10 protein-coding genes are annotated in these 14,037 nt (G+C 66.2%); 9 read left to right on the forward strand and 1 reads right to left on the reverse strand.

Annotated elements, in window-relative coordinates; genetic code table 11:
- Positions 1-219: 219 nt before the first annotated feature.
- Positions 220-1,488 carry a hypothetical protein gene (locus ACIA75_RS08580; RefSeq protein WP_397101519.1) on the reverse strand — a complete coding sequence of 423 codons (1,269 nt, stop codon included), beginning with the start codon at positions 1,486-1,488 and terminating at the stop codon, positions 220-222.
- Positions 1,489-1,693: 205 nt separating this feature from the next.
- Here ACIA75_RS08580 and ACIA75_RS08585 point away from each other — a divergent pair, with 205 nt between their 5' ends.
- From ACIA75_RS08585 to ACIA75_RS08625, 9 genes are all read left to right on the forward strand, one after another.
- Entirely contained in the window at positions 1,694-2,638 is a 945-nt protein-coding gene (locus ACIA75_RS08585; protein ID WP_397101521.1) for a C40 family peptidase, read from the forward strand.
- Between the two features lie 528 nt (positions 2,639-3,166).
- Complete coding sequence (gene eccA / locus ACIA75_RS08590) at positions 3,167-4,876, forward strand: type VII secretion AAA-ATPase EccA (RefSeq protein ID WP_397101523.1); 1,710 nt, start codon at positions 3,167-3,169, stop codon at positions 4,874-4,876.
- Positions 4,877-4,988: 112 nt separating this feature from the next.
- The gene (eccB, locus tag ACIA75_RS08595; RefSeq protein WP_397101525.1) at positions 4,989-6,548 is read left to right on the forward strand and encodes a type VII secretion protein EccB; all 1,560 of its coding nucleotides are present in this window, start codon (positions 4,989-4,991) and stop codon (positions 6,546-6,548) included.
- Positions 6,545-10,561 (forward strand): type VII secretion protein EccCa, encoded by a 4,017-nt coding sequence (gene eccCa, locus ACIA75_RS08600; protein WP_397101527.1) that lies wholly within the window; start codon positions 6,545-6,547, stop codon positions 10,559-10,561. Before eccB ends, eccCa begins: the two co-directional genes overlap by 4 nt.
- Positions 10,562-10,661: 100 nt before the next feature.
- Entirely contained in the window at positions 10,662-10,985 is a 324-nt protein-coding gene (locus ACIA75_RS08605) for a hypothetical protein (RefSeq protein WP_397101529.1), read from the forward strand.
- 27 nt (positions 10,986-11,012) lie between these two features.
- Positions 11,013-12,338, forward strand: a complete 1,326-nt coding sequence (locus ACIA75_RS08610) for a PPE domain-containing protein (protein ID WP_397101531.1) — start codon at positions 11,013-11,015, stop codon at positions 12,336-12,338.
- Positions 12,339-12,396: 58 nt separating this feature from the next.
- On the forward strand, positions 12,397-12,780 hold the full coding sequence (locus ACIA75_RS08615; protein ID WP_397101532.1) for a WXG100 family type VII secretion target: 384 nt from the start codon (positions 12,397-12,399) through the stop codon (positions 12,778-12,780).
- 39 nt (positions 12,781-12,819) lie between these two features.
- Positions 12,820-13,116: a hypothetical protein gene (locus tag ACIA75_RS08620; protein ID WP_397101534.1), complete on the forward strand. Its 297-nt coding sequence runs from the start codon at positions 12,820-12,822 to the stop codon at positions 13,114-13,116.
- Complete coding sequence (locus ACIA75_RS08625) at positions 13,113-14,030, forward strand: ESX secretion-associated protein EspG (RefSeq protein ID WP_397101536.1); 918 nt, start codon at positions 13,113-13,115, stop codon at positions 14,028-14,030. Before ACIA75_RS08620 ends, ACIA75_RS08625 begins: the two co-directional genes overlap by 4 nt.
- Positions 14,031-14,037: the final 7 nt, after the last annotated feature.

Raw genomic sequence — 14,037 nt, forward strand, 5'->3', positions numbered from 1 at the left:
CCTCGCCTACACACACGTGAACATCGAACGTGTCCAGCGGCGGCGGCGAGTTCGGCCCGCATCTCGTCGCGATCGTCGAGCGCCGAGAGACGGACCCGTTCCCGCAGATTGCCGGCTTTGTGGCCCGGCGCACTTCCCGCCGAGGTGAGTCGGCGCGGTAGGCGCAGTGCAGTACGGCGTCGGTGGTGTGGGGGCGAGCTCGTGGGAAGTGTGACCCGATCAGGCTTGGGCCTGTGATGCGGTGTCCTGGGGTGTTTGCCCCTCGCCGTCCGGAGTGTTGGGGGCGGGTTGTCCGTTCGGCGCCGTCGCCTCGCTCGGCGGTGCGGTCGGGTCGATAGGTTCCGTCGATTCCTCGTCCGTGCCGGACTCTTCGCCTTCTTCGTCTTCGTCTTTGTCTTTGTCCGGGTTGAGCAGTTCGGGCAGCATCTGGGTGGCCAACGGCATCAACGACATGGGCAGCATGGCGAGCATGGGCAGCATGGACCCGAGCCCGCCCATGGCATTGGCGGCACCGGCGCCGCCCCCGCCGCCGCCCGATGTGCCGCCCCCGCCGGAACCTTCCTCACCGCCGCCCCCCGCCATTTCGGAGCTGAGATCGGAGACCGCGGTGACCTTTTCGTAGACAAGGGTGATTGCCTGGGCGATCACCTCCAGCACTTTGATCTCCATGGCAGGTTTGAGCTTTGCACTGCCGACCTTGGTGAGTACCCCGTTCAACCGTTCGATGATATCGATGATCGTGTTCAGGGTTCGGTCCTGCTCGCCGGCCATGACGATCGACGTGTCGATCACCTGGTTGTCCATCACGAGCAGGGAAGTCTGTTTCGCCTCGACCTTGGTGAGGGTGTCCTGGTACGCCTCTTCGGCTTTGCCCTTACCCAGCGTTTCACGGGTGACCTTGGTCAGCAGATCGCCGACCTCGGGAGGTGGTGTCGGCATACCGCGGCCGAGTAGGTCGACCGCGGTCTGAATGGCGGCCTCCGCCATCGCGATATAAGAGATCAGGCCTTCGGAGCCGCCGGGTGGTCGCACCAGGTCGACCTCCCAGTACTTGCCCTCACTGCCCTTGTCGCCGAATCCGTCGTCGTTCTGGTCGGTGGTGCTGATGGTCTCGGAGACCGCACCGTCCTGGTCGTCGGTGCCGTCATTGCCGGCGCCGCTGCCCTCGTCTTCTCCACCGCTACCGTCGTCATCGTCGTCGGCGGACGAGTCCTCGTCGAGCTCCTCTTTTTTCGGCTCCGGTGCCGGATGCTCGGGATCGGGCTCACGCTCGGGTTCGGGCCCGGGCTCACGCTCCGGGGGCCGCCGGATGGGGTCGTCGTCATCGCCGGGCCGCCGGATGGGGTCGTCGTCATCACCCGGCCGCCGGATCGGGCCGTCGTCATCACCCGGTCGGCGGATCGGGCCGTCGCCGGCGTCGGGATCGTGCCGAACAGGCACGAGGGGGGCGCCGGGCCGGCGATCGGTATCGGCCGTAGGGGTCGCCATAGCGCAGACACCACCTTCCTCGGACTTCCTGCAGTCATTCTCTTGCCTTCCCGGAACTGGGAATGGACCGCGCGTAGTCTCGGGGCGTGCTGCCGCATAGTCGAAGCAGCCCGCGCAGGGGAGTGGCGGCCGGGCGGCGAAGGATAGCGGTCCCGGGGAGCGGGAGGTGGTCGGTCATGAGCGAGGGCAGGGTGGGCGCATACCCATGTTGACCGATGATGTGAACAGCGTGCTGAGCGATCTGCTCGGCCTCTACGGTGACGGGCAGCCGTCGGAGCGGGCCGCGGCATCACTGGCTCGGTCGATGGCGGCGGATATCAGCCTGCAATCGGGTGGGTTCGCGTCCGGGTACACGAATCTGCAGTCCGCGCACAAATCTCTCGTCGAATTACAGTCCGGCCGTGAGGGGATCGTGCACCGCGCGGTGGCGGATTCGGGTGGCGGAACACTGACCGGCCGGGGCGTGCTGAGCAACCAGATCGCCGATCTGCAGACCAGGATCCAGGCGATTACGGCGATTGCCGACACCCGCTTCAGTGGCCCGGCGCTGCTCGAGTCGGCGCACAACACGATCACCAGTGCCACCCGTCAGGTGAACGCGGATGTGGATGCCGCGACCAAGCAGGCCGCCCGGGTCATGCCGCCGGTCGCGCCGATCGCCCGGTCGCACCGGACGCAGCCGGTCAGCCGACGCAGGCGGCGGCGCCCCCGGTACGTCATGGGGCGAGGGCGAGAACGGAAGCCGCGGGTTCGGGTACCGTCCGATCGCACCGCCGGCGGCCGGGCCGTCGGAGCCGCCGACGCGTGGATCGGCACGCCGTACGTCTGGGGTGGAGGTGGTTCCGGGGGGCCGTCGGGGGGTGGTTTCGATTGTTCGGGGTTGACGCAGTACGCGGTCGCCCAGGCCACCCACGGTGAAGTCGTGCTGCCCCGCACTACTTACGAGCAGATCTACGCCGGCGAACGTGTGCATCCCCGGGATGTGAAACCGGGTGATCTGGTGTTCCCGGCCAGTTCCTTCAGTTCGCGGGGGCCTGAGCACGTTCAGTTGGCGGCCGGTAACGGGATGGTGATCGAGGCGCCGTACTCCGGTTCGACGGTGAAGTATTCGGAGATGCCACCCAGTGCGGTGGTCGTCCGGGTCATGTAGGCGGCCGTTCGGCTTCTGTGGGATGCGGTGCGCGGGCCGGATCGGTTGCTGATCGTGGGAAGTGCGGAGGAAGGGGCGGCCGGTGGCTCGCTGTTTCCACCGGCCGCCTTCTTTCGCAGATCGTCAGGGATGAGGGGACCGACGATCTGCAAAAGAATGTACCACGGAATAACGCGCCGTTCAACAGCGGCAAATAGTGCACGTTCTTCCTGTGTTCATGCTTGCTGCGGACCTCCCGGCCTGCGTACAGGTCCTGTCGAGATGTGTGGATGTTGACATCCGGTATTACGAGCCGTTAGATAATGGGTCTTTACTTGAGTGTATGTGCGACCATCGCGAACTATCCCGACCGGACCGACAAGAAAACCGCCGCCCAGGCCCTGGTGGGCATTCCCAACTCTGGGAGGTTTTCCCGGATGACTGATGCCTACGCTGCCTTATCGTGCATTTCAGCTAGGAACGGCGGAAGGGAAGTCCGAGGTGTCAGGGGCCGAAGACGCGTTCTACACGGGCGTTCAAAGTTTGGGGTTGGTCGCCGGTGGAGTGCGTAACGAGCAGAGCGCTCTGGCCGCTTTCACCGCCGCGACGAATCTCGATCCGGATATGTGTGATGCCTGGCTCGGGCGGGCGATGGCCGGTGATATCAGCCCCGAAGTGATCTACGGTGCCTATCGGTCGGTGCACAATCTGTACCGCGACCAGCAGCGGGCCGGTCTGGTCGACCGGGCGCTCTGGTGCCAGGTGGAGATCGGGATGTACGGACTCCGGGTCGCCATGGCGGACCGGGATCAGATCTCCATCGCGCAGGCGGCGGCCTATGCCGATAGTGGCGAATGGCAGGAAGCCGCTTCGATACTCGACGAATTACGCGGCGAGGATGTCGCCGATTTCGTCCGGATGTCCCTGTACTACCGGACCGGCCGGTGGCCGGATGTGCTCGACGCCCGCACGGCCAAACCGGTGATCGAGGACGGTCTGCTCGATATCGCGGCCGAACTCATGACCTCCGGTGCCATGGCACACCTGGGTCGTTTCGGTGAAGCGCTGCCGCGTGCCCAGCGCATTGTCGAGGACAGCCGCTCCGGGAACCTTTCCTACATCTGGGCGGACGCGCACTATCTGCTCGGGATGATCCTGCGCCACAACGGTGACTTCGACTCCGGCGAGAAGATCCTCAAGGGATTGCAGGGTTCGGGTCTGTGGCCGGACCGGCCGCAGTGGCAGCAAGCGGTTCGGGACAAGAACTTCCGGCTCGAGGTCACCACACCGGCGGTGATCGCCTCTCGTATCGATCCCTGGGACCCCAAATCCGGCGACGATCCTGCCGAGGTGGCCGCGCATGCCGCCAAGGAGGAGCGGGACGCGCTGCTGGCCGAGGCCTCCGACCTGCTGCAGGCGCAAATCGGTATGGACTCGGTGAAGGAGCAGGTGGACCGGCTCAAATCCGGTGTGCTGATGGACCAGGTCCGGGCCAAACGTGGCCTGGCGGTGGACTCGCGGTCGAACCACCTGATCTTCTCGGGCCCGCCCGGTACCGGCAAGACCACCATCGCCCGCGTGATCGCCAAGATCTTCGCGGGCCTGGGAGTAGTCGAGAACGCCGATGTCATCGAGGCCTCCCGCAACGATCTGGTCGGCACCCACCTCGGACACACCGCGCCGAAAACCAATGCGCTGATCGATTCCGCGCTCGGCGGAGTGCTGTTCATCGACGAGGCCTACACCCTGATCCAGGAGGGCCTGTCCGGCGGTGACGCGTTCGGCAAGGAAGCGGTGGACACCCTGCTGGCCCGGATGGAGAACGATCGCGACAAGCTGGTCGTCATCATCGCCGGTTACGAGGAAGAGATCGACCGGTTCCTCGCCTCCAACGACGGTCTGTCCTCTCGCTTCACCAAACGGATCCGGTTCCCCAGTTACGATCCGGACGAGCTGGTCCAGATCGCCGACCATATCGCGGGGAAAAAGGATTCCATTCTCTCCGACCAGGCGCGGGAGGTGCTGCGCGATCGTTGCCTCGAGATGTCGCAGCAGAACCGGAACGGCCGCCGGCTGATCGATCTGGCCGGCAACGGGCGGTTCGTCCGCAATGTCGTGGAGGCGGCGGAAGCCGAACGGGACTTCCGGTTCACGCGCGGTCAGGTCGACATTGCGGCGCTGACCGATGAGGAGTTGATGACGGTGGATGCCTTCGATATCACCACGGCGCTCGCGGGGCTGGCCCCGGCCGCGAAATAGATCCGCATTCCCACCGGGTCCGGCGTTGCGTATTCGGTGGGAATGACTCTGTCCAGGGGACAGGCGTTTCCCGCTGGTTTGTGGCCGATATCGGCGGAAGGGACTGCTACCGGTGGCACGTTTCCGGGTGGTGACCAAGCACCAGGTGTCGGGGTGGCGCTTTCTGCTGCATCGGATCGAGCACGCCCTGGTGCGCCGGGACGCGTCCATGATCGACGATCCGCAGCGCGGCCGTTCGACGGCATTGCTGGTGGGCGTGGTGCTGGCCTGTATCTGTGTGGCCGGTGCGGCGGTGCTGTCGTTCTTCAAACCGGCCAAGCCGGTGGGGGATGCGAGGATTGTCGCGGACAAGGACACCGGCGCCCTGTATGTGCGGATCGGCGAGCGGCTGCATCCGGCGCTGAACCTCACCTCGGCCCGGCTCATCGTGGGATCCCCGGAGAACCCGCAGGAGGCGCCCGCGGCGGAGATCGGCAAATACCCGCGCGGACCATGGGTCGGTATTCCGGGCGCGCCCGGCCAGATCGTGGATTCCGGTGAGCGTGATTCCGAGTGGACGGTATGCGATACCGCCCGCACCGGTGCCTCCGCACCGGTGAACCCGAATACCGGGTTGCCGACGCTGGCGCGGTCGGCGGTGCACACCACCGCGATCGGCGGGCCGCTCACGGTGGACGGCGACGCGGTACGGGAGTTGACCGGGCGCGAGGCCCGGCTGATGCGCAGTGACGAGACGACCTGGCTCGTCTACAACGAGCCCACGCAGGGCGTGGTCAAGGCCGCGGTCAACCTGGCCGATTCGCCGGTGATGCTGGCGCTCGGGATCGATGCGTCCAATCAGGTGGTCGCCGCGTCGAAGGGGCTGATCGGCGCGATTCCCGAAGTCGCACCGATCCGGGTGCCGGAAGTCCCCGGTGCGGGGCAGACGATTTCGTTGAGTTCGGCCATCGATGTGGTGGTGGGCTCGGTGGTCACGGTCGCCATTCCGGACCGGCCGGCCACCTACTATCTGGTCTCCAGTTCCGGGCTGATTCGCATCTCGCCGGTGCTGGCCTCGATCGTGCGCAACGCCGATTCGCACGGCGCTGTCGCGACGACGACCATCGGCCCGGATATCGCGGCGGCGAATCTGCGGCCCGGCGACTGGCCGGGGACCGGGACGTATCCGGCCGAGCCCGTGGACGTCATGGATCCGGTGCGGATGGGGATCACGTGCTATCACTGGTCGCGCACCGGTAGCGATCCAGACGCCCATACTCAGGTGCTTATCGGCAGGCAGCTGCCCCTGGAGAAGGGGGAACAGCCGCGCACCGTCGACCTTGTGACAGCGCCGGCGTCGCGGGGCAATACCGCCGACTCGGCCTATCTGCCGCGTGACACGGGCAAGTTCGTGCAGGTGACCGGGGCGGAACCCGGGTCGCCGCTGCGGGAATCGTTGTTCTGGATATCGGACAGCGGAGTCCGGTACGGGGTCGCGATCAAGAACGGTCAATCGGCGACATCCGACCAGACCCTGCGCGCCCTGGGATTCAGCCAGCCGGTGCCGGCACCGTGGACCGTGGTCTCGTTGTTCGCCGTGGGCCCGGCCCTGTCGGTGCAGGACGCGCTCATCCAGCACGACGGGATTCCGCCGAACCTGCAGGGCGCCCGGATAAGCGGAGGACCGTCGTGAGTGCTACCCGCCGATACGTTCGTCCCGCCCGCGCGGTCCGCGGTCCCGCCGCGCCTGCGGTGACCGAACTCCGGTTGCAGCCGCCCACCGAGCTGCCGCGGCCGGTGCCGATGTCGAAATTCAAGATCATCCTGCCGATCATCATGGTGACCGCCATGATCGGCATGGTCGCGATGATGTTCAGCAGCGGGCGCACGATGTCGCCGATGATGCTGTTCTTCCCGCTGATGATGATGGTCTCCATGTTCGGCATGATCGGCGGCGGGCTCGGGGGTGGCGGTGGTGGTAACGCGTCCGGCACTTCGGCGGGCCTCAACGAAGAGCGCAAGGACTATCTGCGCAGTATCACCAACAATCGGAAGACCGTGCACGAGGCCGAGGCCGAATTGCACGAGTACCTGAAGTACACGCATCCGGGGCCGGTCGGCATCGGGCGGCTGGTCGGCGGCAAACGGATGTGGGAGGTGCAGGTCGCCAGCCCGCAGTACCTGCGGGTGCGCATCGGCCGGGGTCGTATCGCGAACCAGGTCCGGGTGATCGTGCCCGAGGCGGCCCCGACCTCCGACCTCGACCCCGTGGGTGTCGTCGAGCTGACACGATTCGCCAAGGCGTACTCCACCGTGGGCGGAATGCCGGTCGCGATCAATCTGCTCTCCACACCGCTGGTGGGCATCGACGGCGACCCCGACACCGTGGCCGGGCTGGTACGCGCGATGATTGCCGAGATCGCGGTGTTGCACGGGCCCGATCAGGTCGGGATCGCGGCCGTGCTGATGGAACCGGACGATCCCCGCTGGTCCTGGCTGAAGTGGTTGCCGCATACCCAGCATCCCGAGGACACCGATGCCATCGGGACGGTGCGGATGGTGTACCGCAGCGTCGCGGAATTGCGCACCAAGGCCCTGGCGCGGCTCAACCGCGGGCCGTTCTCCGCCAATGCGGAGCCTTCGCTGGACAAGAAGCACTACATCCTCATCGTCGATGTGGGCGGTTCGGCCACCGAACGCGATATCTCCGGTATCGACGGCTGCACCTGGCTCCGGATCGGCCCGATGGAGCAGGCGTTGCCGCGGTCACTGCGGTTCACCGTCGACGCCGACCGGACGTTGAACGAGACGACCACGCGCGGCAACCGGCTGGTGGGCAAGGCCGACAACCAGTCGCTGCCGGAGACCGCGGCGCTCGCGCGCCGGGTGTCGCCGTACCGGCTGTCCACCGTGGTCGAGGCGGTGGCCGCCGAACAGGCCAGCGCCGGAACCTCCTGGGAAGAGATGGTCGGCATCACCGACCCCGGTGCTGTCCGGGTCGATCTGCAGTGGCCGCGGCGGCGCGATATCGACCGGAGCCGGCTCAGCATCCCGTTCGGCCACGATCCGAGCGGTCAGGTCGTTCACCTCGACATCAAGGAATCCGCCGAAGAAGGTATGGGCCCGCACGGGATGTGTATCGGCGCCACCGGCTCCGGCAAATCGGAGTTCCTGCGCACCCTGGTGCTGTCCGCGATCGCCCATCACTCACCGGACCAGCTCAATCTGCTGCTGGTCGACTTCAAGGGTGGCGCGACCTTCCTCGGGTTCGACCGGCTGTCCCATGTGACAGCGGTGGTGACGAATATGGAGGAGGAAGCCGATCTCGTCACCCGTATGGAAGACGTCATCAACGGCGAGATGGCCCGTCGCCAGCGGATTCTGCGCGACGCCGGAAACCTCGCCAGTGTCGCCGACTACGAACGCGCGCGCGAGCAGGGCGCACAGCTCGAACCGCTGCCGACCCTGCTGATCATCCTGGACGAGTTCGCCGAACTGCTGGAGCAGCATCCGAGCTTCGCGAAGCTCTTCGTGGCGATCGGCCGGCTGGGCCGGTCACTGCGCATCCACTTGCTGCTCTCCTCGCAGAAGGTTCCGGCGAACCGGATGGGCGAGCTCGAAGCGCACCTGTCCTACCGAATCGCCCTGCGCACGAACCAGACCAGCGACTCCCGGGACGCGATCGGCACCGCCGATGCGTACCACCTGCCCAAGAAGCCCGGCTCCGGCTATCTGCGCGTGGGCGCGGGCGACCTGCAGCGGTTCCAGGCCGCGTATGTCGGTGGTTCGTACACCCCGCCGGCGCAGACATCGGCAGTGAGCGCGCAGCGGGCCCGGCGCCCCGGCGGTGGCTATCGGCCGCCGCAGCGGTTCACCTCGGAGTTCATCGCGGATATCCGCCCTGCCCAGCCGGTGATCGAGGTCGCGCCGGCTCGGGAACCGGAGCCGGAGAACGACGCGGTGACGGTGATGGAAACGGTGCTGGCGCAATTCGCCAGGCACGGCCGTCCGGCGCACAAGATGTGGCTGCCGCCGCTCGGGGTTCCGGCGACCCTGGATCGGCTCGTTTCCGCGGTGGAACACGGCACGCTGCACCTGCCGTGGGCCATTGTCGACAAGCCGCGTCAGCAGCGGCAGGACGTCTGGGCGGTCGATCTGTCGGCCGCGGGCGGGCATGTCGCGGTGGTGGGTGGCCCGCAGTCCGGAAAGTCGACGGCGTTGCAAACCCTGGTCACGGCAGCGGCATTGACCCATACTCCGGAGCAGGTCCAGTTCTACTGCATCGACTTCACCGGTGGCCTGTCCGGCCTGCGGAACATGCCCCATGTGGGAGCCGTGGCCGCCGCGCGTGACGTCGACCGGATCCGCCGGACGTTCGCGCTGGTGAAGAATCTGATCGCGGCCCGGCAGGCGCTGTTCGACAACCTCGGCATCGACACGATGCGCGAGTTCCGGCGCCGGCGGCTCACTCCGGAGGGCACGGCCGAGCTGGCGGCGCGCGGCGATGTGCACGGCGATGTCTTCCTCGTGGTGGACGGCTGGGATATCGGGTTCGCGGTCAACGGCCCGTTCTACGACGAGTACATGCCCACGCTGGAAGCCATCGCGGTCCAGGGGCTCAACTACGGCGTCCACCTGGTGGCGGCGAGCTCCCGGTGGGCGGCGATCCGCCCCGCCGTGAAGGACCTGCTCCAGACGCGCCTGGAGATGCGGCTGGGTGACCTGTCCGATACCGCCTTCAGCGGACATCGCAATGTGGTGGCCTCGATTCCGCCCAACCGGCCGGGGCGGTGCGTATCCAGTGAAGCGCTGCATATGCTGACCGCGCTGCCGCGCGCCGACGCCGACCCCGACCCCGAGACGGCCGGTGCGGGGCTGGCCGCGGTGATCGAGCAGTTGCGCCGGACCTACGGCGATCGCCGCGCACCGGAAGTGCGCCTGCTGCCGAGCCAGGTTCCGCTCGCCCGGATCCTGGAGCATGTTCCGCCGCCGACCGGTCTGGCCGAGAAACTGCGGGTGCCGTTCGGTGTGCGGGAAAGCGACCTCGCGCCCGCGGTGATGGACTTCGGGCTGTCACCCCATCTGGTCGTGCTCGGCTCCAGCGGCTGTGGGAAATCGACCCTGGTTTCCGCTCTGCTGGAATCGATCACGCTGCGCTTCACCCCGGACGAGGCGCGCGTCCTGCTGGTCGACTACCGGCGCCGGCATATGGATGTGGTCCCCCAGGAGCAGCTCATCGGCTATCTCACCAGCGCCCGCGACCTCGCCGAGGGATTGCCCTCGTTCGCCGCCAAGATGCGCGGCCGCCGACCGCCGGACGGCGTGACGGCGCAGCAGCTCCGGGAGCGTTCCTGGTGGAGCGGCCCGGAGATCTTCGTGGTGATCGACGACTACCACATGGTGGCTCCCCGCGGGCAGCTCAATCCGCTCGATCCGATCAAAGACCTCATCGTGGACGGCCGGGATACCGGCCTGCACGTCATCGCGGCCCGTAATATCGCACAGGCGGATTCGGCGATGTACGACAGCGTGCTCGGTCAGGTCAAGAACCTCAACAGTTCCGGTGTGATCATGGACGGCTCGCGGCTGGACGGCATGCTCATCGGTGATGTGAAGGCCACCAAACAGCCTGTCGGGCGGGGTATTTTCGTCGAGCCGCTGAGCTCGTCGAAGGACCTGGTCCAGGCGGCGTGGACACCGGAGTGAGCCGGAGATATCGGCGGCATACCCAAAGCTGGGAATAGCCTAGCTTTGGGTATGTAACTGCTCGAACTGATGACTGGGCAGCGATCCTCAGGAGGCATCCATGGTTGCATTGTCAGTTCTCGAAGGACAACTCTCCAAGATCAGCGCCGACCTCGGAATCGATCAGTCGACGCTGGCCGGGTACCTGACCGGCCAGGCGTCGGCCGCGGCGGCCCTGCCTCCCGGACCGCATGTCCCGGGTGTTCTGCAGTCCACGGCCTTCCAGGCCATCACGCTGGCATTCCTGCCGAATCTCGGCGTCGGGGGAGTGGAGCACGAGATCGGCAGTCAGACACTGGTTCCCGCGGAAATCACCTACGAGGTGAGCGATGAGGTCTGTGGAAGTGCCGTGAACGACGCCGGTTCGAATTTCGGTTGTTCCTAGTTTCGCCGTAGCGAGTACGAGGTCGTCATGCCGTTCGTCGACTATTTTACCTATTCTCCGCTGGTCAACTGGCTCATGTTGCACAGCGGGCCGGGTGCCGCACCGTTGAAGGGGGCGGCGACCGCGTATTCGCAGATCGGTGACGCGTTGAACAACGCGGCGAACGGCACGGACAGCTCGACCGTGGATATGGACAATTCCTGGGAAGGGCTGGCCTCCAAGCGTGCCCAGGCGGCATTTCGCAACCATTCTTCCTGGGTACGCGACCAGGCCGCGCTGGCTGCCGATATCGCCCGAATCGCCGAGGACTCGGCACGGGATCACGGACAGGCCATCGCGAGTATGCCGACCTTTCCCGAGATCTTGGCGAACATCAAGAAACGCGCCGCGGCTCGTGCGGCTCTCACCACGGCCAGTGCGAGCAGCATGGGTTTGGGCCTGGGCGTAGCGACGCTGATGGTGGCGGCCGCCGAACTGGAGTACCTGGACCTGAAGCGACGTGCAGGCAAGTCGATGGCACGGTACGAGATCCAGGCGACGCAGACGGTCAAGGATCTGCTCGCGATTCCGATCGAGCCGCCGCCGCCGATCGTCAACGGTCCGAACCTGGGGTCGCAGCCGCTGTCCGGCTCGGCACCGGTGGACCACACCGGAGTGCTGAACGAGCTGCTGCAGAACGGGCCGGGCCCCGGGTCCGGCCCGTCCGGTCCGGACGCCACCGGACCGGGGGGTGACAGCGTGACCGATCCGGTGGGGTCGTCCGATCCGGTACCGGACCAGATCGCGGATCCCACCCAGAACCTGCCACCCGAGCTGACCGATCCGATGGTGCAGGACCTGATCAACCCCACGGATCCGGGTCAGTTCGGCCCGGAGTCCTTCGGGCAGGACGTGCTGGACGGGACGTCGTACTCGTCGCCGACGCTCGCCGCGATGAGTGGCGGAGTGGGCAGCCTGGTGGGTCTCGGGATGGTCGGTGGCGGTCTCGGGTCGATGTCGGGTGCGTCCACCGGCTTCCGGATGCCGGCCAACTGGAAACCGGGCACCGGGACGGCATTCGGCGCCAGTACGGGCACAGCGCCGCTGGGGCGGCCGGCCGCCCCGACCCGTGTCAGTGCGCCGACAGCGCGGATGCGACGACGCAGAAAGGAGGATGAGGACAAGCCGGGGAAGGTCTTTGCACCCGGCGAACAAGTCGACGTGCCGGTGCTGGAACGGCCACCGGCCATCGGAGTCATCGAGTACGAATCCGACGACGAACTCATCGTGGACGACACGGAGGCGTTGCTGGTGGGCGTGCTCGAGCGACTGGACAGTGACAGTGACGACGAGCGTCGGCACGAGCCGCACTGATCACGCGCTTCGCTGAGAGCAGCGAAGCGGTTCTTCATCCTCCCTGAAAGGAAAGAATATGAACTGGACCACTATCGATCCGGAACAGATGTACTCCTCGGCGAACCACACCGCGGCATGTCTGGGCGAGCTCGAGAGTCATCTCAAGGCTCTGGTCGGCACCCAGGACGAGCTGCAGGCCGCGGTGACGGGATCGACTGGCACGGCGATCTACACCGCGCTCGGCAATTCGCACGAGAAGGGTCGCGAGCTGGCCACATTCCTGCAGGACATCGTGAACAACATGCAGCAGGCCGGGGTGAAACTCGACGGCGCCGACCTCGATGGGGCCGGGATGGTCAACTTCGAGATGGGCAACGACGGCGTTGTGGACACCGGCGCAGGGACCGGAACCTGGAACAACGGAGTGCAGGAAAAGGTCGATACGAGTTCCTGGGCCTGAGCTCACCCGATTCGCCGAACAAAAGAAGGATGGATTCCCATGGCCATTAAATTCAACTACGGAGAAGTCGAAGCATCGACCGGTCGGGTCTCGGCGGTCGTCGAAGGTATGATCCAGAACATCGCGAACATGCGTCAGCTGAAAGCTGCTCTGCTCGAGGGCTTCCAGGGTTCGGGTGCCGAGGGCTACACCGAAGTGACCGATATGCTGGAACGAAAACTGGATGCGTACGAGGCTGCGTTGGCCGGCCTCAACGGCAAGATCATCAGGACATCGACCAAGGGCGGCGACATGGACGTCGTGGACATGTCCGTAGGGTCCATGTTCCGGGCATGACCTCGGCCGATTCCATTCGGGATTCGCCGAGGTTCGGGCGGGAGCCCGTGGTCACCGGAGACCGATACGGATCGGAATCGGAGACAGGTCCGACCGCGGTCGACCTGAACGTCGATGCCGCCCTCGTTCTGCAGAACATGGCCGGCATCGACTCCTATCCGGATGTTCTCGCCCTCTTCCCGAATATCCCCGATATCGCGGAGCGGGACAGGGTGCATGCGGTCGTTACCGACCAGCTCACGGAAGCGGGCGTGGTCGAGGACGGCCGGGTGCATCCTGCGGTCGAGGCATGGCTGCAGATCCTGCACCGCCCGGATATGGAACTCGCGGTGCGGGTAATGGACAACGGTCTCGGTGGTCACGAGCCGACGATGCTGCGTCTGTCCTTGGTACGGCACGGCGAACACCATGTTCTGGCGGTCCGTTGCGACGACCACGTGGTGATCCAGCCGGTGTTCCATCACGGACGACAACTGAATACTCATGCTGCCGTGGTGAAATCGGCGCTGGGTGACTACCCTCTGCTTCAGTTCGAGCCGATATCGGCGCCGGTGGAGGAACTCGCCGCGGCACCGGACGATCCGGTGGAGAGGCGGCGGGTGCTGTGCGAGCTCGGCGCCACCCCGCATGCCGCCGGCGTGCTCACCCGGGCGATGACCGAGGTGGTCCGCCGTGCCGAGGTCGTCATGGTGGAACATCGTGACGGCGGTTCGGGATCGATCCACACCCGGGCGGGTGTGAATATCCTGGACACCATGACCGGTCGGCTGATAGTGAACCCCCGCGCTGCTATGGACGGGCAGCTATGGTCGACCTTCCAGCCGGGCGACGATGCCGCGATCAAGGCGGGTATCGACGCCCTGGTCGAACTGCTGCCCGGTCGGAGCTGGTTCGATACGTCCCGTACCCCGTGACGTCCCT

The sequence above is a fragment of the Nocardia sp. NPDC051750 genome (assembly GCF_044453135.1).
Taxonomy (GTDB): domain Bacteria; phylum Actinomycetota; class Actinomycetes; order Mycobacteriales; family Mycobacteriaceae; genus Nocardia.

Excerpts from the sequence above, each read along its gene's own strand:
- ACIA75_RS08625 (WP_397101536.1), top strand. The coding sequence starts at position 13,113 with ATGACCTCGGCCGATTCCATTCGGGATTCGCCGAGGTTCGGGCGGGAG.
- ACIA75_RS08585 (WP_397101521.1), top strand. The coding sequence starts at position 1,694 with ATGTTGACCGATGATGTGAACAGCGTGCTGAGCGATCTGCTCGGCCTC.
- ACIA75_RS08615 (WP_397101532.1), top strand. The coding sequence starts at position 12,397 with ATGAACTGGACCACTATCGATCCGGAACAGATGTACTCCTCGGCGAAC.
- ACIA75_RS08580 (WP_397101519.1), bottom strand. The coding sequence starts at position 1,488 with ATGGCGACCCCTACGGCCGATACCGATCGCCGGCCCGGCGCCCCCCTC.
- ACIA75_RS08605 (WP_397101529.1), top strand. The coding sequence starts at position 10,662 with ATGGTTGCATTGTCAGTTCTCGAAGGACAACTCTCCAAGATCAGCGCC.
- ACIA75_RS08620 (WP_397101534.1), top strand. The coding sequence starts at position 12,820 with ATGGCCATTAAATTCAACTACGGAGAAGTCGAAGCATCGACCGGTCGG.
- ACIA75_RS08610 (WP_397101531.1), top strand. The coding sequence starts at position 11,013 with ATGCCGTTCGTCGACTATTTTACCTATTCTCCGCTGGTCAACTGGCTC.